This window comes from Shinella zoogloeoides (assembly GCF_033705735.1).
Taxonomy (GTDB): Bacteria; Pseudomonadota; Alphaproteobacteria; order Rhizobiales; family Rhizobiaceae; genus Shinella; species Shinella zoogloeoides_A.
This window is the reverse complement of sequence record NZ_CP131131.1, coordinates 969790-991571: the sequence shown is the minus strand read 5'-3', so window position 1 is coordinate 991571 and position 21782 is coordinate 969790. Positions and strand designations below refer to the sequence as shown.

18 protein-coding genes and 1 pseudogene are annotated in these 21782 nt (G+C 67.0%); 4 read left to right on the top strand and 15 right to left on the bottom strand.

Annotation, left to right across the window (positions count from 1 at the left end; genetic code table 11):
• Nucleotides 1-95: 95 nt before the first annotated feature.
• From mnhG to ShzoTeo12_RS22335, 7 genes are all read right to left on the bottom strand, one after another.
• Nucleotides 96-494 (bottom strand): monovalent cation/H(+) antiporter subunit G, encoded by a 399-nt coding sequence (gene mnhG, locus ShzoTeo12_RS22365; RefSeq protein ID WP_318912512.1) that lies wholly within the window; start codon nucleotides 492-494, stop codon nucleotides 96-98.
• Nucleotides 491-772 carry a K+/H+ antiporter subunit F gene (locus ShzoTeo12_RS22360; protein WP_119255769.1) on the bottom strand — a complete coding sequence of 94 codons (282 nt, stop codon included), beginning with the start codon at nucleotides 770-772 and terminating at the stop codon, nucleotides 491-493. The genes mnhG and ShzoTeo12_RS22360 overlap by 4 nt, the downstream gene beginning before the upstream one ends.
• Complete coding sequence (locus ShzoTeo12_RS22355; RefSeq protein ID WP_119255770.1) at nucleotides 769-1245, bottom strand: Na+/H+ antiporter subunit E; 477 nt, start codon at nucleotides 1243-1245, stop codon at nucleotides 769-771. The genes ShzoTeo12_RS22360 and ShzoTeo12_RS22355 overlap by 4 nt, the downstream gene beginning before the upstream one ends.
• A 1-nt stretch (nucleotide 1246) precedes the next feature.
• The gene (locus ShzoTeo12_RS22350; protein ID WP_318912511.1) at nucleotides 1247-2890 is read right to left on the bottom strand and encodes a monovalent cation/H+ antiporter subunit D; all 1644 of its coding nucleotides are present in this window, start codon (nucleotides 2888-2890) and stop codon (nucleotides 1247-1249) included.
• Nucleotides 2887-3225 (bottom strand): Na+/H+ antiporter subunit C, encoded by a 339-nt coding sequence (locus ShzoTeo12_RS22345; protein ID WP_119255772.1) that lies wholly within the window; start codon nucleotides 3223-3225, stop codon nucleotides 2887-2889. The genes ShzoTeo12_RS22350 and ShzoTeo12_RS22345 overlap by 4 nt, the downstream gene beginning before the upstream one ends.
• Complete coding sequence (locus tag ShzoTeo12_RS22340) at nucleotides 3225-6143, bottom strand: monovalent cation/H+ antiporter subunit A (protein WP_318912510.1); 2919 nt, start codon at nucleotides 6141-6143, stop codon at nucleotides 3225-3227. The genes ShzoTeo12_RS22345 and ShzoTeo12_RS22340 overlap by 1 nt, the downstream gene beginning before the upstream one ends.
• A gap of 95 nt (nucleotides 6144-6238) precedes the next feature.
• Nucleotides 6239-6622: a hypothetical protein gene (locus tag ShzoTeo12_RS22335; protein ID WP_318912509.1), complete on the bottom strand. Its 384-nt coding sequence runs from the start codon at nucleotides 6620-6622 to the stop codon at nucleotides 6239-6241.
• 375 nt (nucleotides 6623-6997) lie between these two features.
• Between ShzoTeo12_RS22335 and ShzoTeo12_RS28310 the strand changes: the two genes are divergently transcribed.
• From ShzoTeo12_RS28310 to ShzoTeo12_RS22320, 3 genes are all read left to right on the top strand, one after another.
• The gene (locus ShzoTeo12_RS28310) at nucleotides 6998-7309 is read left to right on the top strand and encodes a DUF2934 domain-containing protein (RefSeq protein WP_413251162.1); all 312 of its coding nucleotides are present in this window, start codon (nucleotides 6998-7000) and stop codon (nucleotides 7307-7309) included.
• A gap of 82 nt (nucleotides 7310-7391) precedes the next feature.
• Entirely contained in the window at nucleotides 7392-7757 is a 366-nt protein-coding gene (locus ShzoTeo12_RS22325; protein WP_318912508.1) for a YbaN family protein, read from the top strand.
• A 4-nt stretch (nucleotides 7758-7761) separates the two neighbouring features.
• Entirely contained in the window at nucleotides 7762-9204 is a 1443-nt protein-coding gene (locus ShzoTeo12_RS22320) for a deoxyribodipyrimidine photo-lyase (RefSeq protein ID WP_318912507.1), read from the top strand.
• 1 nt (nucleotide 9205) lies between these two features.
• Here ShzoTeo12_RS22320 and phnN read toward each other — a convergent pair whose 3' ends face one another.
• The 5 genes and pseudogenes from phnN to ShzoTeo12_RS22295 form a co-directional block, all read right to left on the bottom strand.
• Nucleotides 9206-9781, bottom strand: a complete 576-nt coding sequence (gene phnN, locus ShzoTeo12_RS22315; RefSeq protein ID WP_318912506.1) for a phosphonate metabolism protein/1,5-bisphosphokinase (PRPP-forming) PhnN — start codon at nucleotides 9779-9781, stop codon at nucleotides 9206-9208.
• The gene (locus ShzoTeo12_RS22310; RefSeq protein WP_318912505.1) at nucleotides 9778-10911 is read right to left on the bottom strand and encodes an alpha-D-ribose 1-methylphosphonate 5-triphosphate diphosphatase; all 1134 of its coding nucleotides are present in this window, start codon (nucleotides 10909-10911) and stop codon (nucleotides 9778-9780) included. Before ShzoTeo12_RS22310 ends, phnN begins: the two co-directional genes overlap by 4 nt.
• Nucleotide 10912: 1 nt before the next feature.
• Nucleotides 10913-11620 carry a DUF1045 domain-containing protein gene (locus ShzoTeo12_RS22305; RefSeq protein WP_318912504.1) on the bottom strand — a complete coding sequence of 236 codons (708 nt, stop codon included), beginning with the start codon at nucleotides 11618-11620 and terminating at the stop codon, nucleotides 10913-10915.
• Between the two features lie 660 nt (nucleotides 11621-12280).
• Nucleotides 12281-12655 carry a hypothetical protein gene (locus tag ShzoTeo12_RS22300; RefSeq protein ID WP_318912503.1) on the bottom strand — a complete coding sequence of 125 codons (375 nt, stop codon included), beginning with the start codon at nucleotides 12653-12655 and terminating at the stop codon, nucleotides 12281-12283.
• Between the two features lie 65 nt (nucleotides 12656-12720).
• Nucleotides 12721-14133 (bottom strand): annotated as a pseudogene (locus tag ShzoTeo12_RS22295) (NAD(P)-dependent oxidoreductase); the annotation flags it as partial.
• Nucleotides 14134-14323: 190 nt separating this feature from the next.
• Between ShzoTeo12_RS22295 and ShzoTeo12_RS22290 the strand changes: the two are divergent.
• On the top strand, nucleotides 14324-16324 hold the full coding sequence (locus ShzoTeo12_RS22290; RefSeq protein WP_318912502.1) for a CocE/NonD family hydrolase: 2001 nt from the start codon (nucleotides 14324-14326) through the stop codon (nucleotides 16322-16324).
• Nucleotides 16325-16336: 12 nt separating this feature from the next.
• Here the strand turns inward: ShzoTeo12_RS22290 and ShzoTeo12_RS22285 are convergent, their stop codons facing one another.
• The 3 genes from ShzoTeo12_RS22285 to ShzoTeo12_RS22275 are packed head-to-tail and all read right to left on the bottom strand — an operon-like array spanning nucleotide 16337 to nucleotide 21715.
• Complete coding sequence (locus tag ShzoTeo12_RS22285) at nucleotides 16337-19522, bottom strand: error-prone DNA polymerase (RefSeq protein ID WP_318912501.1); 3186 nt, start codon at nucleotides 19520-19522, stop codon at nucleotides 16337-16339.
• Nucleotides 19519-21042 (bottom strand): DUF6504 family protein, encoded by a 1524-nt coding sequence (locus ShzoTeo12_RS22280; RefSeq protein ID WP_318912500.1) that lies wholly within the window; start codon nucleotides 21040-21042, stop codon nucleotides 19519-19521. Before ShzoTeo12_RS22280 ends, ShzoTeo12_RS22285 begins: the two co-directional genes overlap by 4 nt.
• Nucleotides 20957-21715: a damage-inducible protein gene (locus ShzoTeo12_RS22275; RefSeq protein WP_318912499.1), complete on the bottom strand. Its 759-nt coding sequence runs from the start codon at nucleotides 21713-21715 to the stop codon at nucleotides 20957-20959. The genes ShzoTeo12_RS22280 and ShzoTeo12_RS22275 overlap by 86 nt, the downstream gene beginning before the upstream one ends.
• Between the last annotated feature and the right edge of the window lie 67 nt (nucleotides 21716-21782).

Genomic DNA, 21782 nt, shown 5'->3' with positions numbered 1-21782 from the left:
GAGGGCCAAAAGCCCCCGCGTCCGGTCGCTATGGGCGTTTGCGCCGGCCGAAAAAATTTCTCCGGCCTGCACGACGATATGGGACGCGGCTCGGATCACTCCCCGGCGGCAGGCTGGCCTTCGGCTGCCTCCGGCTCGCCCGGCGCCTCGGGGGGCACGTCCGGATTGCCCTCCGCCCGGTCGCGGTGGAGCGCCGCGCGGGCGAGCAGCATCAGCGTGACCGGTGTCGTGACCGTGACGAAGATGCCGATGAGGATCTCATGCACGACGGGTCGTGTCGCCAGCACCGTGAAGAAGATCATCGAGGCCATGACGATGCCGCCCGTACCCCAGCTCGTGCCGAGGGTCGGCGCATGGATGCGCTCGTAGAACGTCTTGAGGCGCAGGAAGCCGATGGTGCCGATCAACGTCAGCCCCGAGCCGATGACGAGGAAGAGGGAAACGAGGAGCGCCGCCCAGTCCGGCAGGCCGCCCGCATGCTCGATGGTGCTCATTCGATCACCTCCCCGCGCATCAGGAACTTGGCGAGCGCGACCGTCGCGACGAAGCCGAGCATGCCGATGACCAGCGAGGCCTCGAAATAGATGACCTTGCCGGTGCGCATGCCGAATACCATCAGGAGCAGCATGGAATTGACATAGAGCGTGTCGAGCGCCAGCACGCGGTCCTGCGCGCGCGGGCCGCGGGACATGCGCAGCGCCGCCAGTGCCATGGCGAGCGCCAGGCAGATCTGCGCGAAGGTGACGGACCAGGCGAGGATCGTTTGGCTCATGCGAAAATCTCCAGAAGCAGGGCCTCGTAGCGGCCCTTGATCAGGGCCTGCCATTCCGCTTCGTCGACGAGGTCGAGCACATGGATGAGCACCGTCCGGTTCAGCGAATTGTATTCGAGCCAGGCCGTGCCCGGCGTGCTCGTCACCACTACGGCGAGCACGGCAAGCGCCGTCGGGTTTTCCAGCTCGAGCGGCACGGTGATGAAGCCGGCCTTGTGATGCGGCTTCCTGCCGCTGACGAGGATCGAGGCGACGGCGATGTTCGAGCGCACGATGTCGTAGAGCACGATGCCGATCAGCTTGGGCAGCAGGTACCATTTCGGCAGGCGCGGCTTGACGGGACGCAGCGCCGCCATGCCCCAGGAGGCGAAGACCGAGACGATGCAGCCGAGGATGAGGTGGCCGAGCGTGAAGCCGTTGAGGGCCAGCCACATGACGACGAGCGAGGCGGAAAGGAGCGGATAGGGCAGCATGTCAGATCCCTCCCCCGCCGTCCGGCCCGCCCGGTTCGGCAATCCCGGCGCGGCGGGCATTGATCACGGCGTCGATATAGGTGGCGGGCTGCTGCAGGTTGCGGACGGTCTCCTCCATGTAGCTCATGGCCGGGCCGGCCTTGACGGTGAGCGCCAGCGTCAGCGCGATCAGCAGCATGACCGGCGCCATCTCCATGACGAGCACGCGCGGCACGGTGCCTTCCATCGATGCCCAGAAGGTGCGGATGCCGGCGCGGGTCATGGAGATCAGCGCGGCAAGGCCGGAAAGGATCAGCAGGCCGACGATCCACCACACCGAGGCCGGGATCGGCCCCTCCCCCGCGACATTGGTGCCGATCATACCGGTCAGCATGGCGAACTTCGCCACGAAGCCGGACAGCGGCGGCAGGCCGGACAGGAGGATGCCGCAGGCGGCAAAGCAGATGCCGAGCACCGCGATGGTTCCCGGCATGGTGACGCCGACCTCGACCTCCTGATCCTCCTCGTCCGCATCGCCATAGGCCTCCATGGTGACGGCGAGAACCGAGGCGCCTGCATCCTGGCCGCGCTCGACGAGCTCGATGAGCAGGAAGAAGGCGCCGATCGTCAGTGTCGAGCTGACCATGTAGAACAGTGCGCCTGCCGTCACCACGCCGTTGTTGAGGCCGAGCACCGCCAGCAGCGTGCCGGAGGAGACGAGCACGGAATAGCTCGCCAGCCGCCCCAGGGCCTGCGAGGCGAGCACGCCGATGGTGCCGAAGGCGATGGTCGCCATGCCGCCATAGAGCAGCACGTTGAGGCCGAGCCCGGCGGACGCCCCCTGCCCGAAGACGAGCAGCGACAGGCGCAGGATGACATAGATGCCGACCTTGCTCATGATGGCGAAGATGCCGGCGACCGGGGCCGTGGCGGCGCTGTAGGCGCCCGGCAGCCAGAAGTTCAGCGGCCACATCCCAGCCTTGATGAGGAAGACGACGCCGAGGATGGCGGCCCCCGCCTCCAGCAGCATGCGCCGCTCGCCCTCGATCTCGCCGATGCGCACGGCAAGGTCGGCCATGTTGAGCGTTCCCGCCGAGCCGTAGATGGCGCTGACGCCGATGAGGAAGCAGAGCGCGGCGGCGAGATTGACGGCGATATAGTGCATGCCCGCCTTGACGCGCATGGAGCCGGAGCCGTGCATCAGGAGGCCGTAGGATGCGGCGAGCATCACCTCGAAGAAGACGAAGAGGTTGAAGAGGTCGCCTGTCAGGAATGCGCCGTTCAGCCCCATCAGCAGGAACTGGAACAGCGAGTGGAAATGCGCGCCCGCCGTATGCCAGCGCGCAAGCGCATAGACGAGCGTCGGGATCGCCAGGATCGAGGCCAGCACGAGCATCAGGGCGGAAAGCCGGTCGGCGACGAGCACGATGCCGAAGGGCGCCGGCCAGTTGCCGAGGAGATAGACGCCCTCGAAGCTGTCCGTCCCGCTGCCATTGCCCGCAAGCCGGAAGAGGCTGAAGGCGACGGCGGCGAGCGCAAGGCACGAGACGACGCTGATCATCGCCTTCACGACGCGCTCGCGCTCGTCGAAGAAGAGCAGGAGCGCGCCCGCGACGAGCGGGATGAGGATCGGCGCGATGATGAGGTGTTGCTGCCAGCCGCTCATTTCGGCTGCTCCCTGCCGTCGACATGGTCCGTGCCGGTGAGGCCCCGGGCCGCGAGCAGCACGACGAGGAAGAGCGCGGTGGTGGCGAAGCCGATGACGATGGCGGTCAAAACGAGCGCATGCGGCACGGGGTCCGTCATCGTCGAGATCGGCACGCCCTCCTCCAGCAGCGGCGCCGCATTGGACTTCACGCCGCCGACGCCGAAGATGAAGAGATTGACTGCATAGGACAGCAGCGAGAGGCCGATGATGACCTGATAGGTGCGCGGGCGCAGGATGAGCCAGACGCCCGAGCCAGTCATGATGCCGATACCGAGGGAAAGGATGAGTTCCATCAGGCGTCCTCCGCCTTGGGGGCTTCGAGACTGCGGACCCGATGCGTTCGTATGGACTGGTGGGCGAGCGCGATGAGGATCAGCACCGTCGCGCCCACGACGAGGGAGAAGACGCCGAGATCGAACAGCAGGGCGCTGGCGGCCGGCACCTTGCCGATGAACGGCACCTCTATGTATTGCGAATGAGTGGTCAGGAACGGATAGCCGAAGAGCCAGGAGCCGAGCCCGGTCGCGGCGGCGATCACCAGGCCGAATCCCATCCAGCGCAGCGGCAGGATGCGCAGCCGGTCCTCCGCCCAGCGCACGCCGCCGGCGAGGTATTGCAGGAGGAAGGCGATGGCCATCGTCACGCCGCCCGCGAAGCCGCCGCCCGGCAGGTCATGCCCGCGCAGGAAGAGGTAGATCGCGAATGTGATGACGACCGGGAACATCCACTGCATGATCACCGAAGGCACCAGCAGGTAGTCGCGCACCGTGTCGCCGGCCGAGCGCTCGGGGCGTTCGGCGTCGAAAGCCGCCTGGATGCGCTGCTGCTCGGGCTTTTCCACGCTGTCGGGCGCGGGACGGAAGCGGCGCAGCAGCGCGAAGACCGTCAGCGCCACGATGGCCAGCACCGCGATTTCGCCCATCGTGTCGAAGCCGCGGAAGTCGACGAGGATGACGTTGACGACATTGCGTCCGCCGCCTTCCGTATAGGCCTTTTCGAGGAAATAGCTGGCGATCGCGTCGGGAACCGGCTGCTTCATGATGGCGTAGGAGAAGAGGAACATGCCGAAGCCGCAGGAAATGGCGAGCACGAAGTCGCGGAAGCGGCGGCTGCGCGCGGCGAGCGAGACGGCATTGTCGATCTTTTCCCAGCGCTTGGGCAGCCAGCGCAGGCCGAGAAGCAGGAGGACCGTCGTGACGATCTCCACGACGAGCTGGGTGATGGCAAGGTCGGGCGCCGAAAGCCACACGAAGGTGATGCAGGTGGTGATGCCCGCCCCGCCGAGAAGAACGAGCGCCGCGAGGCGATGATGCTTCGCCTGATAGGCCGCGCCGAGCGCGCAGAAGGCGCCGATGCACCAGACCGCCGCGAAGATGGGGTCGGCATCGCCGAGGACCGGGGCCTTGGGCGAAAAGCCCGCCAGGTAGAGCGGAACGACGCCGGCGAGTAGCCCGGCGGCGGCGACGAGGCGAAGCTGCGGCTGAAGGTTGCGCGTACCCAGATGACTTTCGAGGTAGCGTGCCCATTTCCACGAGACCGTGACCAGCACGCGCTCGAAGATGCGCTGGCCGCCGAGGTGCCTGAAGAGCGGCGGGCCGTCGTCGCATCTGGCGAGATAATCCTTCAGCACCGCATAGAGCGCCGCGCCGCCGACCAGCGCGATCAGGCTCATGATGAGCGGCGTGTTGATGCCGTGCCAGATGGCGAGGCTGTATTCCGGCGTGCGATCGCCGAGGACGGACACCACCGCGGAATGCAGGAACGGCCCGATCGACAGGCTCGGGATGATGCCGACGACGAGGCAGGCGAGCACGAGGAACTCGATGGGGAAACGCATCCAGTGCGGCGGCTCGTGGGGCTTCGGCTTCGGCAGGTCCGTCGGCGCGGGGCCGAAGAAGACCATGTGGATGAAGCGGATCGAATAGGCGACGGAGAAGGCGCCGGCGAGCGTGGCGACATAGGGCAGGATGCGGTCGAGCACGGAATCGGCATGGGTCTCCACCGCCTCGGCGAAGAACATCTCCTTCGAAAGGAAGCCGTTGAGCAGCGGGACGCCCGCCATCGCCGCGCTCGCCACCATGGCGAGCGTCCCGGTTATCGGCAGGTATCTGAAGAGGCCGCTCAATCGCCGCATGTCGCGCGTTCCGGTCTCGTGGTCGATGATGCCCGCGGCCATGAAAAGCGAGGCCTTGAAGGTGGCGTGGTTCATCATGTGGAAGATCGCCGCGACGGCCGCGACCGGGCTGCCGAGGCTGAGCAGCGTGGTGATGAGGCCGAGATGGCTGATCGTCGAATAGGCGAGCAGGCCCTTGAGGTCCTGCTGGAACATCGCGAAATAGGCGCCGAGAAGCAGCGTGCTGATACCGGCGATGCCGACCAGCATGAACCATTCATAGGTGCCGGAAAGCGCGGGCCACAGCCGCACCAGCAGGAAGACGCCCGCCTTCACCATGGTCGCCGAGTGAAGATAGGCCGAAACCGGCGTCGGCGCGGCCATGGCGTTCGGCAGCCAGAAATGAAACGGCACCTGCGCGCTCTTGGTCAGCGCGCCGATCAGGATCAACAGCAGCGCGGTGAGATAGAGCGGGTGGGCCTTGATCTTGTCGCCCGCCGCCAGCACCGCGTCGAGATCGTAGCTGCCGACGATATGGCCGAGCACCAGCAGCCCGGCGAGCAGGCAGAAGCCGCCGATGCCGGTGATCGTCAGCGCCATGCGCGCGCCGTCGCGGGCGGCGGCATTGTGGTGCCAGTAGCTGATCAGGAGGAAGGAGAAGATGCTCGTCAGTTCCCAGAACACCGAGAGCAGGATGATATTGCCCGACACGACGATGCCGAGCATCGAGCCCATGAAGGCGAGGAGGAAGGAGAAGAAGCGCGGAACGGGGTCCTCTTCCGACATGTAGTAGCGCGCATAGAGCACGACGAGGCAGCCGATGCCGGTGATGAGCATGGCGAAAAGCCAGGCGAAACCGTCCATGCGCAGGGTGACGTTCAGGCCGAGCTGGGGAAGCCATTCGAGGTCGAGCCGCACCTTTCCGCCGTTGCGCACCGCAGGGTAGAGCATCGCCGTCATGACGAAGCCCGCAAGGGTCACGGCGCCCGACATGCGGGCCGCCAGCACGCGGGAATCCGTCCGCAGCAGAATGGTCGCGGCAAGGCTTCCCAGGAAGGGAAGGCAGACCAGCAGGACCAGTATGGTTTCACCTGTCATCGTTTGATCGATCGCTTTCGAACGTCAGAGCTTCTCTCGGCCGCGGACCGGCCGCATCGGGAAGACCGCGCGATCGAGGGTCGATCGGGCGGCCGTCAGGCGAATTCCGCCGGAGGGGCACGAGCCCCTCGCGCATCAAGACCGCCATTGCGCGGCCGGAACGGCGCAAACACGGCGAGAATGGCGCGGGGGCCGTCAAACCGGTGCGCCGTTTCCGCGGGAATGCAGGCGTGGTCGAGGCCGGCGCCGTCGAACGACACGATTTTGCCGGCGACCGCACGCTTGCGGCAGTCCTTTTCGACAGGAACGGATGACTGGCCCACAGTCTTCAGCGTGCCGGTGCGAACCAGTATCGAGGCGGCGCTGGCGGCAGGCGGAATCGAGAGGGCGGACACCAGCAGCAGAAGACAGGTTAGCGCGGTGCAGAGAAGGCGGAAAGCCCGACTGAATGGTCGATGCTGTTGCCCTGTTGCTGCCAAACGCCTTGCCTCTCGATATCGCCGTCCGTCTTGAAGATTCCTTCATCCGGACAATACGTTGGCGGGATTGACGCTGTCCACCCGAAAGCGTGAAACTTTTCCAAAATTGTGCCGTTTTTCTGCGTCGGTTGGATGATTTTTCTCTCTGCGACACAATGGCCGGCCCGCGGCGCGGCCTTCGGCTTGAAGGCACGCCTCTTTGGGCGCATCCTGTTTTTGCGAATCGCATGAGGCAGACCTGCTCCGCACGAGCTCTTCGCCCGGAGACATGGCGCGCCGAATATCCGGGCCTGCCGGACCATCCCGGCCGCCCGGCGAGTACCGTGCCGGGCTCCTGCCGGCGCGGCGTCAGTTCACTCTTGAAGGGGATCAGCGATGACGGATGCGCGAAGGGAATGGATCAGCAAACGGGCCTATTCCATCTGGGAGGAGACCGGCCGGCCGCATGGGCATGACGGGGAGCACTGGGCACAAGCTGTGCGCGAACGCGAGGAATTCGAACGCCTGGCACCGGAGGCAAGGTCCCCGACCGCGAAGAAACCGCTGATCGAAATCTCGGCGAAGGCAAAGAAAACCGAGACCGCCAAGCCGAAGAAGAAGGCGGATTCCACCGCAGAAAAGCCGGTCCCCGCCAAGCCGGCAAAGGCAAAGGCGCTCAAGACGGCGGCGAACAGCAAGCCGATCTGAACCCGGCCGCGGCACTTGGCCTCTTGGAGGCGGGCGCAAAGCACTCTATCTGAGCGGCAAGACGTTCTTTCACGAGGTGCCCGTGCGCTCGCTCTATATGGCCGCCGGCCTGCTGATGACGGCGCTCGGCATTATCGGCGCCTTCCTGCCGCTGTTGCCGACGACGCCCTTCCTGCTCGTCGCCGTCTGGTGCTTCTCGCGTTCCTCGCCGCGCCTCGAGCAATGGCTGCTCGACCACCCCACGCTCGGCCCGCCTTTGACAAACTGGCGGCGGGAGGGCGCAATCGCGGGCCGCGCCAAGGCCATTGCCATCTGTCTCATCGTCGCAAGCTACGGCTTCTTCTGGTATCGCACGGCCCCCTCGCCCGTGCTCGCGGTCAGCGTCGGGCTCATCCTCTCCGCGAGCGCGCTCTTCATTCTCACCCGTCCCCTTCCGAAGAAGGGCTGAGGGCATGACGGGGAAGGACGACGCGCCCGTCATCGTCTGGTTCCGCAAGGACCTGCGCGCCGATGACAATGCCGCCCTCTCGGCCGCGGCCGAAATGGGCCGTCCCGTGATCGCGCTCTATATCCGCGAGCCTGCGGAACTTGGGACGGGGCCGCTCGGTGCGGCGCAGGCCTGGTGGGTTCACCATGCGCTGGCCTCCCTTGCCGCGACGCTGGAGGAACTCGGCACGCCGCTTGTCCTCCGCAGCGGCGATGCGCATGCGGTGCTCGACCACGTCATCGAAGAGACGGGGGCGGACACCGTCCACTGGAACCGCCGGCACGATCCGGCGGGCATCGCCGTGGATACGCCCATCAAGGCGGCCCTGAAGGTGCGCGGCCTTGCCGTCAGGAGCTTTGCGGGCCAGTTGCTGCACGATCCGACGCGCCTCATGACGGGCGAGAAGAAGCCGTACCGCGTCTACACCCCCTTCTGGAAGGCGCTGGAGCGTGAAGGCGAGCCGCACGAGCCCGTCGACGCGCCGGAAAGGCTCCACACTCCGAAGCGGCTCCCGCAATCCGAAGCCCTGGACGACTGGGCGCTATTGCCCGCAAAGCCGGACTGGGCCGCCGCCTTCGGCGAGGTCTGGACGCCCGGCGAGAAGGCGGCGCGCGAGCGGCTCGACACCTTCGTCAACGGCCCGATCGAGGACTACAAGACCGACCGCGACCGACCCGCCATCGACGCGACATCCCTGCTGTCGCCGCATCTCGCATCGGGCGAAATCTCCCCTGCCCGCATCTGGCACGCGACACGCGGCCTCGAGGCGCCGCGGGAGGATGTGATCCATTTCCGCAAGGAACTCGCCTGGCGGGAATTCTGCCATCACCTGCATTTCCATTTCCCGGCCCTTGCGGAAAGGAACTGGAACGACCGCTTCGACGATTTTCCGTGGGAGGGGAGCGACAGGGACTTCGATCTCTGGACGAAGGGCATGACGGGCTATCCCATCGTCGATGCCGGCATGCGGCAACTCTGGCGGCACGGCTGGGTGCACAACCGCGTGCGCATGATCACCGCCTCCTTCCTCATCAAGCATCTCATGATCGACTGGCGGCGCGGCGAGAAATGGTTCCGCGACACGCTGGTGGATGCCGATGCCGCATCGAATCCGGCGAACTGGCAATGGGTGGCGGGCTCCGGCGCGGACGCCTCGCCCTTCTTCCGCATCTTCAACCCGATCCTGCAGGGCGAGAAATTCGATCCGGACGGCACCTATGTCCGCACCTTCGTGCCGGAGTTGCGGAAACTAGACTCCGCCTGGATCCACAAGCCCTTCGATGCGCCGGAAAGCGCGCTCGCCGAGGCGGGCGTGGAACTCGGAAGGACCTATCCGAAACCCATCGTCGACCATGCGAGCGCGCGTCAGCGGGCGCTCGCCGCCTACAAGGCGCTGAAAAGCGATTGACCTAATCGCGGCCGTCGAGCACCGACGCGATGAAGGAGACGAAGGCCTCCCCCGCCGCCGCCAACGGCCCGCTATTGTCGATCACGACCGTATCGGCTGCCACCACGATCTCGGGCGCGGCCCGTTCCAGCCGCCTGGCGACCGCTTCGGCGCTCTCCCGCCCGCGGGCGGCGAGCCTTGCGGCAAGAACATCCGGCCGCGCCGTGATCAGCACGACCTTCAGGCGCGGATAGGCATCGGCAAAAGCCGGCAGCGCGGAGCGGCTGCCATTGGCGACCAGCGTCACGCCGCTTGCAAGCCGCGCATGCGTTTCACCGGGAATGCCGTAGGAGAGGCCATGCGCATCCCACGAGACTGCGAAGCCGCCCTCAGCCTCAAGGCGGCGGAAACTGTCGGCGTCGATGGCCTGATGCGCCTCGCCGCCGGCATCCGCCGGGCGGGTGATCGCCCGCCGCACGAAACCGAGGCGGGCCTCGCCGGAGAAATGGCGCGCAGCATAGGCCATGACGCTGTCCTTGCCGGCCCCGCTCGGGCCGACGACGACGACCATGGTGCCGGCTGCAGCCGTCACGCTCATGCCACTCGCCTGCCCTGGCGCCATACAGAGCGGACGACGGGAACGCCGGACGGCCGGCGGACGCGCACGATGTCGGCGCGAAGGCCCTTCGCGATGGCTCCGCGGTCGTCGAGGCCGACGGTGCGGGCCGGCGTTGTCGAGACCATGGCGATCGCCTTCGGCAGGTCCATGCCCTCGTCGGCGAGGATGAAGGGCGCGTGCATCAGGCTGAAGGGCACGTAATCCGAGGAGAGCACGTCGAGCACGCCGAGGCCGGCAAGGTCACGGGCGGCGATATTGCCGGAATGCGACCTGCCGCGCACGACGTTGGGCGCGCCCATCAGGACGCTCATGCCCGCCCCGTGCGAGGCTTTCGCCGCCGCGATGCTGGTCGGGAATTCAGCAAGGCGGATGCCGTAGCCGATGGCCTCCTCGACATGGTCCAGCGTCGCGTCGTCATGGCTGGCGATGGAGATGCCGCGCGCGGCGCAGGAAGCGGCGATGGCGTCGCGATGCGGCTTGGCATAGCGGGCGGAAAGGTCCTGCTGGCGCTTGCAGAAGGCGTCGAATTCCTCGTCCGTGAGGCCGCGCTTCTTCTTGTGATAGAGGATGTACTGGTCCAGCGTCTGGAACTGCCGCTGGCCGGGTGCGTGATCCATCAGCGAGACGAGGCGCACGAGCGGGTCGTCCTCGAACTCCTCGTAATGGTCGAGCACATTGTCGGTCGAGACCTCGCAGCGCAGGTGGATGAGGTGCTCGGCGCGCAGGCGGTCCTCGTTCTGCGCCCCGGCGATCGCATCGGCCATGGCGCGCATCTCGCCCTTCTCGAAGCCGCTCTCGCCGTCCGAGCCCATGCGCAGACAGTCGAAGACCGTGGTGATACCGGAGGTGACGACCTGGGCGTCATGCGACTGGATCGCGGCCGTCTTCTCCCAGCGCACGCCGGGACGCGGCGAGTAATGGGCTTCGAGGTGGTCGGTATGAAGTTCGACGAGGCCGGGAAGAAGGTAGTCGCCCTCCATGTCCTCGCCGGCGGCGGAGGGACCTTCGGAAATGTCGGCGACGAGGCCGTCCCGCAGCACCAGCGTGCCGTCGAGGATCCGGTCCTCCAGCACGATGCGGGCATTGGAAAGAACGGTTTCGCGGGTCATGTCATGCGGTCTTTCTGCTGACGGCTCCACCGAGCGGGAAGAGCGAATGGACGGTGAAATCGGCGCCGCGCGCGGCCTCCCGGAAGAGCGCGAGGCCGGTGACCGGCAACGGACGGCCGTGGAATTCGGCGAAATGATCGAGCAGCACGCTTGCGACGGCCTCGCGGCGCTCGGCCGGAACGCGCCCCGTCAGCGTCATGTGGAAGCGGAACTCGTCGAAGACGTAGGGATAGCCCCACTGGACGAGGTTCTGGCGCTCGGCGGCGTTCAGCTCGTCGGGCTTGCGGCGGGCGATGTCGGCGGAGGTGAGCGGCGCACGGAACCGCTCGAAGCACCGCACCACCTCGCCGGCGAAAGCTTGCAGTTCATCGCAATGATCGCCGGGCACCAGCGCGAAGAAGGAGCCGAGCCGGCCGACGACGACTTCGGGAATATCGAAGGGGTCGGCTTCGGAAACGAAACGGCCGATCTCGGCCACGAGCTCGGCCTCGCTGCGGCCCTCGGCCAGCGTGAAGGGCGCCTTCAACGTCGCGTGGAAGCCGTAGCGCCGCGGATCGGCGGTCAAGCCCGCGAGAGAAGCCGCATCGAAACCTGCCGCCGCCGGCTGATCGAGCGCCGAGCCGGTAAAGGCATTGCGCCCGAGCCAGCGCTGGGCGGCAAGGGTGAGCGGGTCGCTTGCAGGGGGCGTGAAGTAGAGGGCGTAACGCAAGGGCTCATTCCTGTAATGCTCGTTCGGTGCCGCCCGGAGACGGTTCCGAATCTGAAAGGTCATCCGTGGCAGCATCATGCCGCCACGCATTCAATGCGCCGGCGTGCCGTCAGTCGGTGGCGCAAGACATTCGAAATGCCTCCGAGGAGCCGGGACTCGAAGCACCGTGGAGTAACCGTCTCCCTGTTCGCATGGGTGCGCACCGGTCCAAAGTTTGAGTCCTGCCCCGATGATCGTTGCAGAACGGGCATTCGATTCCCAGCGATAATGTGTCCGGGAGACAACGAAGGACATGATCCGATCGGCACAATAGCGTCGCATGGCGACGGGCGCAGCACTGCTGTGGAAGCAGTATGGCCATCGCCTCCCCGGATCGAAAGGCCGTCATTCCGCGCCCATACGACCGCATCCGGCTTGCCTTCGAAGGCAGACACATCGCTTTCCGCAACTATCCGCGGCTCGTTTTAAGCGGCCGGAATGACGTGGGTGTGACGGGGAGTCATCGCGGGGACGAAGAGGGATGAACGGCAATCGGCATGGTGCATTGGCGACCTCAACAACACCTCTTCGGTTCATATGGATCAGATCGCCTCGCGCACGCGCCTCGCCCAACCCTGTCCGGTTGAAGCAAGGCGAAAGGCGAAATCGGGTAGCGATGCGTCAGTTGGCCGTACCGTCCGGCGTCACGCTCTGGCTGTCGCCGCCGGTGCTGGATTGCGGCGTGGGGTCACGGTCCGTCGGCACGGTCTGGCCGTTGCCGGTGCTGTTGTCCGTCGTTCCGCCGGCCGGCGTCTGGTTGCCATCGGTCGTCGAGGAGGTTTGCGACGCGTCGGTCGGGGCGGAGGGGTCGGTCTTCTGGCCCCAGAACTCGACCGCGCCCCAGACGAGGAAAACGAGCACGAGGCTGACGCCGAGCACCTTCAGCACGGGCCAGCCGGGGCCGCCCTGCCGGACCTCCCGCGCGGCATATTGCTTGCGCTCGGGGTCGTGGGTGCGGGTCAACGGATCGCCGCGCTCATCCTGCTGGTGGGTCATGGCTTGCACTCCCTGATCGTTCGGTCGGGGAGGAAACTGGCCGTGCAGCAGAAAAGTTCCCGTTTTCAGGCCTCCGCCGGACCGTCCAGCCCCAGGCCTTCGAGCAGCCGGCGCTGGCGCAGAAGGAGCTGGGCGAGCGCGGCAACGTCACCCTTGGCCGGCTGGTGCGTCATGCCTTCGGCCACCGCTTCCACGATGGCCTCCAGCGTATCGGTGATCTCGCGGGAGACATCGTGCAGTTCGACAAAGCGCGGATCGCTCGCCGCGGCGGTCAGCGTCGCCGCCGTGACCCGGCCTATGCCCTGCGGCACCTTCGCTCCGGCATCGACATAGCCATCCGGCAGGTCGCCCTTGAGATTGCATATCCGCCGGTAGCGGATGGCATCGATAATCTGGTCGACCGCCTGGCAGGCGCCGGCGACGCGGGAGGGATGGTCGGTATCGGCCGCGGCATGCGGCAGGAGCTCCAGCTTGCCGGGATGACGCTCGGCAAGCTTCAGATAGGGCAGCATCGGCCCGCTGAGCGCGCCGCTCGTCGCATTCCGGAAGAGGTCCGCGTCGATGGCGGCGTAGCGTATCTGCCCTGCGGCCAGCGCCCGGTCGAGTGCCGCCGTATCCACCACCTCGCCGCGGTCGTAGTTGACGAGCACGGCGCCGCGGTTCATCGCCGAGAGCACGGTCTCGCCGATCATGCCGGCATTGGCGTAAAGGCGTGTCTCCTCGTCGAGCCGGCCGAGGCCGATATGGACGGAGAGCACGTCCGCGCCGTTCGCCGCCGCGACGGGCGTCCCGGCATAATCGAAGCCCTCCGCCTCGATCCATTGCCGGTGCCGGGCGCGGGCATGGACGACCACATGCATGCCGAAGGCGCGGGCGAGCTTCGCCACCTCGCGGCCGATATTGCCATAGCCGAGCACCGCCATCCGCTGACCCTCCAGCTTGGCGGTGGGATAGGACTTGAGGTCGCGGCCGGTATCGAAATCGCCGGCGGCAACGCGTTGGTGCAGAAGCTCCACCGGCAGGTCCGGCGTCACCTTGAGGATCGCCTTCATCACCATCTGCGCCGTGGCGCGGCTGTTGATGCCGGGCGTGTTCATCAGGGCGGCCGTGCCGCCCTCGCCATTGCCGCCGCCCCAGGAGGCAGAGCCCATATTGCCCGTGCCCGCGCCGATGCGCACGCCGCCGAGCGCAAAGACCGCCTGCCGCGGAATGAAGGTCGCCGCCGCGATCAGCGCGTCATAGCGGCCGTCCGCGGTCTGGGCGATGATCTCGGCCTCGCCGCTGAGGTCGGGCTGGTAGAAGAAGTGGATGCCGGGTGGCAATTCCTCACGCTGGTAGGCGGCTTCGTGGAACGCGCCGCCCTTCGCCTCGATATGCGCGCGGACCTCGCCCGGATCGGGCTTGCCTTCCGCATCGAAGCGCAGGCCGATCAGGTCGGCGATCAGGACCTTGTAGGCGCGCCGCGGATCGTCCAGCCGTCCTTCGTCCGCAAAAGCTGCTTGCTGATCCTGCATGGCGCCCCTCCCTGCCTGTTCCGCCTTCGTAGGCGAGATTTCGAAGGGGGGCAAGCCGCCGGGCGGCAGGGCGAAAGCACCGTGGACGGCCAGAACCGCCCTATTGCCCGGCCGTCATACGACCGTCATAAAGACCGGCGGAAAAGGATTTCTCATGACGCCTCGCGCCTTCACCACCATCGAAAACGAATGGATCACGCTCGCCGACGGCACGCGGCTCGCCGCGCGCATCTGGATGCCGGAGGGCGCGCAGGCCGATCCCGTTCCCGCCGTCTTCGAGTTCCTGCCCTATCGCAAGGGCGACGGAACCAGCCCGCGCGACGAATCGACCTATCCCGTCTTCGCCGCGGCCGGCATTGCCGGGGTGCGCGTCGATATCCGCGGCTCGGGCGAATCCGACGGCGTCATCGATGGCGAATATACGCCGCTGGAGCTTGCCAATGCCTGCGAGCTGATCGCCTGGATCGCCGCGCAACCCTGGTCGAACGGTTCCGTCGGCATGATGGGCATCTCTTGGGGCGGCTTCAACTGCCTGCAGGTCGCGGCCTTGAAGCCGCCGGCATTGAAGGCGGTCATCTCCATCGCCTCCACCGTCGACCGCTACAACGACGACATCCATTACAAGAACGGCACGCACCTTTCCGCCCAGCTTTCCTGGGCCGCGACCATGCTCGCCTACCAGTCGCGCTCGCCCGATCCCGAGATCGTCGGCGCGCGCTGGCGGGACATGTGGATGGAGCGGCTGGAGAACGAGCCCTTCTTCCTGGAGGAATGGCTGCAACACCAGCGCCGCGACGCCTTCTGGGAGCACGGCTCCATCTGCGAGGACTTCGCCGGCTTTCCCGTTCCCGCCCTCGTCATCGCCGGCTGGGCGGACGGCTACCGCAGCACGCCGCTGAAGGCGGTCGAGGGGATCGGCGGGAAGGCCAAGGCGCTGATCGGCCCGTGGGTCCACAAGTATCCGCACTTCGCCTGGCCGAAGCCCCGCATGGATTTCCACGCCGAGGCCATCGCGTGGTGGAACCGCTGGCTGCGCGGCGAGGAGAACGGCGCGGAGGACATCCCGCAGGTGCGCGCCTATATCCAGGACGCTCCCCGCCCGGCGCTGCGCCGCGATTTCGATCCCGGCTTCTGGATCGCCAAGGATCGCTGGGAGGCGCCGGACATGGCTGAATTCCATGTCGGCTCACACGGCGCGCTCATGCCCGGCCAGCCGTCGGCCGACACCCCGGCCGACGACCGCTTCCTGAAATCGCCGCTCGACACCGGCGTCATGGCCGGCGAGTGGTTCACGCTGAAGCCCGATGCCGAAATGGCGCTCGACCAGCGCCTCGACGATGCCGGATCCCTCGTCGTCGAGACCGCGTCGCTTGCCGAGGCGCAGGATTTCCTCGGCCAGCCGGTGCTGGAACTGGAGGTGGCGACGCAGGTCGAGATCGCCAATCTCTGCGCCCGCCTCGTCGATATCCACCCGGACGGGACGGCGACGCGCGTCACCTTCGGCGTCATCAACCTCGCCCACCGCAACGGCAATGCGGAACCGTACGCCATGCCCAAGGGCCGGAAGGTGCGCATCCGCCTCGTGCTCGACGCGATGGGTTACCGCTTCCGCGCGGGGCACCGCATCCGCCTGTCGCTCTCAACCTCCTACTGGCCGATGGTCCTGCCGCCGCCGGTCGATGCCGGCGTGACGCTCGACCTTGCCTCGCTCGGCCTTGCCTTGCCGAAGCTCGGCGAGCACCGGGTCGTTTCCCTTCCCGAGCCGGAAAATCCTAATCCCCTGCCGGCCTATATCGAACTCTCCCCGCCGGAGACCGCGCGGGGCGTCGAGCGGGACCTGACGAACGGCCTCACGGAATATTCGATCTACGAGGATACCGGCCTCTACGAGCATCCCGGCACGGGACTGGCGACGCGCCAGGTGCGCGACGAGCTGTGGTCGATTGCCGGAAACGATCCGCTTTCGATGACCGGAACCGCTGTCTGGACCTGCGACATGCAGCGGCCCGGCTGGTTCGTGCGCACCGTCTCGACCGCCACCATCGCCTGCACCGCGCGCGACTGGGTTATCTCGGCCCATGTCCGCGCCTTCGAGGGCGAGGCGCAGATCTTCGAGAAGACATTCGGGACGGCGATCCCGCGCGACTTCATGTGATGCTTTAACAAATCAGTGGAAGTCGCGGGATTTGACGCGGATCGTTTCCCGCCGATCTGCCTCCTCCAGCTTCTGGTCGATGCCGCGGCGGCCGACGGTGGAAAAGTCGGCGGACAGGTCGATGAGCTGCTGCGCGACGATGTGCACCACCTCGCCCTCCCGCTGGACATAGCCCCTGACGCCGATCATCGGCGCGCCCATCACGATGGGCCTGTAGGCGAGGAAGATCTTGCGCCAGACGACGAGGTTGGCGATGCCCGTCTCGTCCTCGATGGTCACGAAAATGACGCCCTTGGCCGAGCCCGGCCGCTGCCGCACCAGCACGATGCCGGCGGTCTCGACCTTCTGGCGGTCCTTGAGATTCACCGCCTGCGCGCAGGTGAGGAAACGGCGGCGCGAGAGGCTTTCGCGCAGGAAGCTCACCGGATGGGCGCGGAGCGTCAGGCCGACATGGCCGTAGTCCTGCACGACTTCTCCCCCCGCCGCCATCGGGCGGAGCGCCACGGCCGGTTCCTCGATCTCGGCAACGAGTGCCGCCTCGCGCTCGGCCGCCGCGGTGAAGAGCGGCAGCGGCTCGTCCCTGAGGCTGCGGATCGCCCAGAGCGCTTCGCGGCGCGAAAGGCCGAGTGACGGCCGGAAGGCATCCGCCTCGGCAAGTCGGACCAGCACATCGGTGGCAAGCCCCGCGCGGCGCCAGAAATCGTCGACCGAGGCGAAGGGCTCGTCCTGCCGGCCGTTGATCAGGTCGCTCGCTTCCTTGTTCTTCAGTCCCTTCACCATCCGCAACCCGAGACGCACGGCAAAGCGGCCCGTCTCCTCCGTCGGCTCCAGCGTGCAGTCCCACCGGCTTTCATTGATGCAGACCGGCCGTACCTCCACCTCATGGTCGCGCGCATCGCGCACGATCTGCGCGGGCGCATAGAACCCCATCGGCTGGGAATTGAGCAGCGCCGCGCAGAAGACATCCGGGTGATGGCACTTCACCCAGGCGGAGGCATAGGCGACGATGGCGAAGCTGTAGGCATGGCTTTCCGGGAAGCCATAGGAACCGAAGCCTTCGAGCTGGCGGCACATGCGCTCGGCGAATTCGCGCGTGTAATCGTTCTCGACCATGCCCGAGATCAGTTCCTCGCGGAATTTATCCACGCCGCCCGTCTGCTTGAACGTGGCCATCGCCCGGCGCAACTGGTCGGCACGGCCGGGCTCGAAGCCGGCGCATTCGATGGCGACCTGCATGGCCTGCTCCTGAAAAAGAGGTACGCCGAGCGTTCGCTTCAGGACCCTTTCGAAAGCCGGCTGGGGATATTCGACCTCTTCCAGCCCCTGCCGCCGGCGCAGATAGGGATGCACCATGTCGCCCTGGATCGGCCCCGGCCGCACGATGGCCACCTGGATGACAATGTCGTATAATTCCTTCGGCCGGAGGCGCGGCAGCATGGACATCTGCGCCCGGCTTTCGATCTGGAAAGTGCCGATCGTGTCGGCCTTCGAGATCATCTCATAGGTCGCCGAGTCTTGCGGGATGGTCTTGAGGTCATGGGCCTCACCCTTGTGCTCCTTCAGGAAGTCGAAGGCGCGGCGCATGCAGGTGAGCATGCCGAGCGCCAGCACGTCGACCTTCATGAAGTTCAGATATTCGATATCGTCCTTGTCCCATTCGATCACCTGCCGGTCGTCCATCGCCGCCGGTTCGATGGGCACGAGGTCGTCCAGCCGGTCGCGCGTCAGGACGAAGCCGCCCGGATGCTGCGAGAGGTGACGGGGCCGATCGATCAGTTGCCGGGCGAGCTCGAACAGCAGCTTCATGCGGCGGTCGTCCACATTGAGGCCGACCGAGCCCGCATGGGTTTGCGGAATGTCGTTGGACCAGCCCCAGACCTGCGAGGATAGCGATTTCAGCACATCCTCGGGCAGGCCCAGCGCCCGCCCCACGTCGCGCATGGCCGCCCGCGAGCGGTAGCGGATGACGGTGGCGCAGAGAGCGGAACGGTCCTTTCCATAGGTCTCGTAGATCCACTGGATCACCTCCTCCCGGCGCTCGTGCTCGAAATCCACGTCGATGTCGGGCGGCTCGCCGCGCTGCTCGGAAACGAACCGCTCGAAGAGCAAGCCGTTCACCGTCGGCTCGATGGAGGTGATGCCGAGAACGAAGCAGACGGCGCTGTTGGCAGCCGAGCCGCGCCCCTGGCAGAGGATGCCGATCGAGCGGGCATGCCGGACAATGGCATTCACCGTAAGGAAATAGGGCGCATAGTTCATCTTCTGGATCAAGCCGAGCTCCTTCAGAAGTTTTTTACGAACTATTTCCGGTATCTCATTGTGATAAAAGGAATTCGCACCTTCCCACGTATATTTCTCCAGCGCCTCCTGCGGCGTGAGGTCCGCATATTCCTTCTCGTCGGGATATTGGTATTTCAACTCGTCCAGCGAGAAGCGGCAGCGCTCCACGATCTCCAGCGAGCGCCGAAGCGCCTCCGGGTAGCGGACGAAGAGGCGGTGCATTTCCTGCGGCGGCTTCAGGTAGCGGTCGGCATGGCGCTCGCGCAGGAAGCCGGCATTGTCGATGACGACGTTGTGGCGGATGCAGGTCATGATGTCCTGCAGCATGCGGCGGCCGGGCTCGTGGTAGAGCACGTCGTTGGTGACGACGGTGGGCACGCGGTACCGCGCGGCGAGGTTGGACAATTCGAAGAGGCGGAGCTGGTCGTTCGGCCGGCGGCGCAGCGTCAGGGCGAGATAGCAGCGGTCGCGGAAGGTCTCGGCAAGACGGCGAAGCTGGAAGGCGGCGGTCTCGTCCGCCTCGTCCGGCACCAGCACGGCAAGAAGCCCTTCGTTCCATTCCACGACATCGGCCCAGTCGATATGGCACTTGCCCTTGCCCGCCCGCTTCTTGCCGAGGGTGAGCAGGCGGCAGAGACGGGCATAGGCATCGCGATCAGTGGGATAGACGAGCAGCGACATGCCGTCCACGAGATCAAGCCGGCAGCCGACGACGAGGCGCACCCGAGGCATGTCCGGTGGCAGCTCCTTCGCCGCCCTGTGGGCCTGCACGACGCCGGCAAGGCTGTTGCGGTCCACCACGGCGAGGGCATCGATGCCGAAGGCGCTCGCCTGCGCGAAGAGTTCCTGCGCGCTGCTCGCCCCGCGCAGGAACGAGAAATGGGAGGTGACCTGAAGCTCGGCGTAACGCGGTTTCATGCGAAGATCCCATGCAGGAACCAGCGGCCGGCGCCGTTCGCGGCCTCAGCCTCATCGCCCGAGCGAAAGAGCCAGAAGCGCTCGCCGGCCTCGTCCTCCACCTGGAAATAATCGCGCACGGCGGCAAGCTCGGCGTCGCGCTTCCACCATTCGCCGAAGATGCGCTCCGGCCCGTCGGCGCGCTTCACGCGCCGGCGTATGCCGCGCCATGTGAAGAAGGCGGGCGGGTGGTCTGGCAGGAGCGCCACGACCTCGACTGGCTCTGGCCGCGCCAGGAGACGGGCGGGGCGCGGCCAGTCCCCCTGCCATGTGGCCCCGCTGTCGGGAGAAAGCGGGGCGATGCGCTGGACGGAGCGTTCCGGCACGTCGCTTTCGACCGGCGCGATGCGGTAGAGGCGGCGTGCGCCGATGCGGTTGGCGATCACGTCGACGAGCCCGGCAAGGTCCGCCCTCTCTTCCTCGACCAGAGAGGAGACGGCCTGTTGCAGGACGAGCGGTTCGGCGAGCGTGGCGGTCAGGTCCATGATCTCGATGCCGAAGCCCGGATCGATCGTCTCGATCCGGTCGCAGAGGAGCCGGACGAGCCGCTTCTCCTCCCGCACCGCCCGGGCCGTGCCGACACGGATCGCCTGAAGGGAAGCATCGACGCGGTGGAAGACGAGGTCGAGCCGCCGCGCGCCGAGCCCGCGCTTTTCCAGCGCAAGGCAGAGATCCTGCACGAGGGCGGCCGTATAGCGCGCGATGGTCTCCGGCGCGCCGATCGGCTCGCCGAAGACCTTGCGGACGGTCACGAGCTCGGGATCGCGCAGCGGATCGACAGGCTCCGAGACGATGCCCTGCAGCTGGTCGAGCCGGCGGCCGAGGAGCGCCCCGAAACGCAGGACGAGCGGCGCACGCGGCACGGCCAGCACATCGCCGATGCCGGCAAAGCCGAGAACATGCAGGCCCGTCACCGTTTCCGGCGGAATGCGCAGGCCCTGGAGCGGCAGAGGGGACACGGCCTCGCTCGCCGCGCCGGGTGGCACGACGCGAACCGGATCGGCCAGAAAGCGCGCCACGGCATGGGCCGCGCCCCAGCTGTCGGCCACCGCGGCGCGGGCGGCGATGCCGGAGGCGGCAAGGCGGTTGACGAGTCCCGTCAGCATGCGCTCCTCGCCGCCATGCAGGTGGTCGGCGCCGGTCGTGTCGATGACGAGGCCATCCGGCGGATCCGGCGCGACGATGGGCGCGTAGTGCTGCAAGACCCAGAGGGAAAGGCGGGCGAGCGCCGCGGCATCGGCCGCGGGATCGGCTGGCATGGTCAGGATGTCGGGCAGCAGGGCATGCGCCTTGGTCAGCGGCATGCCGACGCGCAGGCCCGCCTGTTCCGCCGGGCGGCTTACCGCCGTCACGATCCGGCGCGGGCCATCCCGCCCGACGAGAACGAGCCGCCGGTCAGGCGGAGGCGCCGAGGCGCCAAGCGCCCGTCTCAGGCGATCGATCGGCCAGCCGGGAAGAAAAAGCGATACGACCCTCGGCATCGGATGCCTCCACTTCGAACTTAGCCGCCTCGCCGGCCCGGCAACGGGCCAGCTCCAGCAACCATCGGGCCCGGCCGATGCCGGGCACGGCAAGCGGCACGGACGGCCGCATGGAAACCCGCCAGCGCGTCACGGCGGCGGAAGGCAGCGCGAAAGCATCGGTGCCCCCTCCCTGCCGGATGCGGCGCAGGGCGATGCCGAGCGTGCCGCCGGCTTCCGCGGCAAGCTGCAGGCGGCGCGAGGCGGTCATCGACAGGCGCGCGACTTCCGCCACCACCGCGCCGAGCCCGCCATGGCGCAGCCCCTCCTCGAAACAGAGGAGCAGGCTCTTCTCGTCGCCGGCCTCCACATAGAGGACGCGACTGGGGGCAAGCCCCGCCTGCGCCAGCGCCGGGGCGAAGAGATCCGGCCGCGTCAGGCACCAGAGCACCTGCCCCTTGGTGCGCGCGGCGATGCCGGCGGCAAAGAGCATGGCGGCCGCCCCTTCCACGGCGTCGTTGCCGCCGCCGCAGACCTCGTGCAGGCTGGCGAGCGCCAATCCGCCGCCGGGCAGCCGGTCGTCGATCTCCGGCACGCCGAACGGCAGAACCGCCCGGTCGCGCAAGGCGCGGCCGTCGAACTGCCGGATGCGGTCGCGCAGGTCTGCGACAACGGCATGGACGGAGGCGGACATGGCTTTTCGGCTCCTGCTGACGGATAATTGTTCTCTATTTGTTCTCAATTTCCAAAAGAGTCAATCG

Coding starts and splice junctions, on each gene's coding strand:
- ShzoTeo12_RS22345 (WP_119255772.1), bottom strand. CDS start 3,225: ATGGAACTCATCCTTTCCCTCGGTATCGGCATCATGACTGGCTCGGGC.
- ShzoTeo12_RS22350 (WP_318912511.1), bottom strand. CDS start 2,890: ATGAGCGGCTGGCAGCAACACCTCATCATCGCGCCGATCCTCATCCCG.
- mnhG (WP_318912512.1), bottom strand. CDS start 494: ATGAGCACCATCGAGCATGCGGGCGGCCTGCCGGACTGGGCGGCGCTC.
- ShzoTeo12_RS22355 (WP_119255770.1), bottom strand. CDS start 1,245: ATGCTGCCCTATCCGCTCCTTTCCGCCTCGCTCGTCGTCATGTGGCTG.
- ShzoTeo12_RS22300 (WP_318912503.1), bottom strand. CDS start 12,655: ATGACCCACCAGCAGGATGAGCGCGGCGATCCGTTGACCCGCACCCAC.
- ShzoTeo12_RS22310 (WP_318912505.1), bottom strand. CDS start 10,911: ATGACCCGCGAAACCGTTCTTTCCAATGCCCGCATCGTGCTGGAGGAC.
- ShzoTeo12_RS22275 (WP_318912499.1), bottom strand. CDS start 21,715: ATGTCCGCCTCCGTCCATGCCGTTGTCGCAGACCTGCGCGACCGCATC.
- ShzoTeo12_RS22340 (WP_318912510.1), bottom strand. CDS start 6,143: ATGACAGGTGAAACCATACTGGTCCTGCTGGTCTGCCTTCCCTTCCTG.
- phnN (WP_318912506.1), bottom strand. CDS start 9,781: ATGAGCGTGACGGCTGCAGCCGGCACCATGGTCGTCGTCGTCGGCCCG.
- ShzoTeo12_RS22290 (WP_318912502.1), top strand. CDS start 14,324: ATGACGCCTCGCGCCTTCACCACCATCGAAAACGAATGGATCACGCTC.
- ShzoTeo12_RS22320 (WP_318912507.1), top strand. CDS start 7,762: ATGACGGGGAAGGACGACGCGCCCGTCATCGTCTGGTTCCGCAAGGAC.
- ShzoTeo12_RS28310 (WP_413251162.1), top strand. CDS start 6,998: ATGACGGATGCGCGAAGGGAATGGATCAGCAAACGGGCCTATTCCATC.
- ShzoTeo12_RS22360 (WP_119255769.1), bottom strand. CDS start 772: ATGAGCCAAACGATCCTCGCCTGGTCCGTCACCTTCGCGCAGATCTGC.
- ShzoTeo12_RS22285 (WP_318912501.1), bottom strand. CDS start 19,522: ATGAAACCGCGTTACGCCGAGCTTCAGGTCACCTCCCATTTCTCGTTC.
- ShzoTeo12_RS22280 (WP_318912500.1), bottom strand. CDS start 21,042: ATGCCGAGGGTCGTATCGCTTTTTCTTCCCGGCTGGCCGATCGATCGC.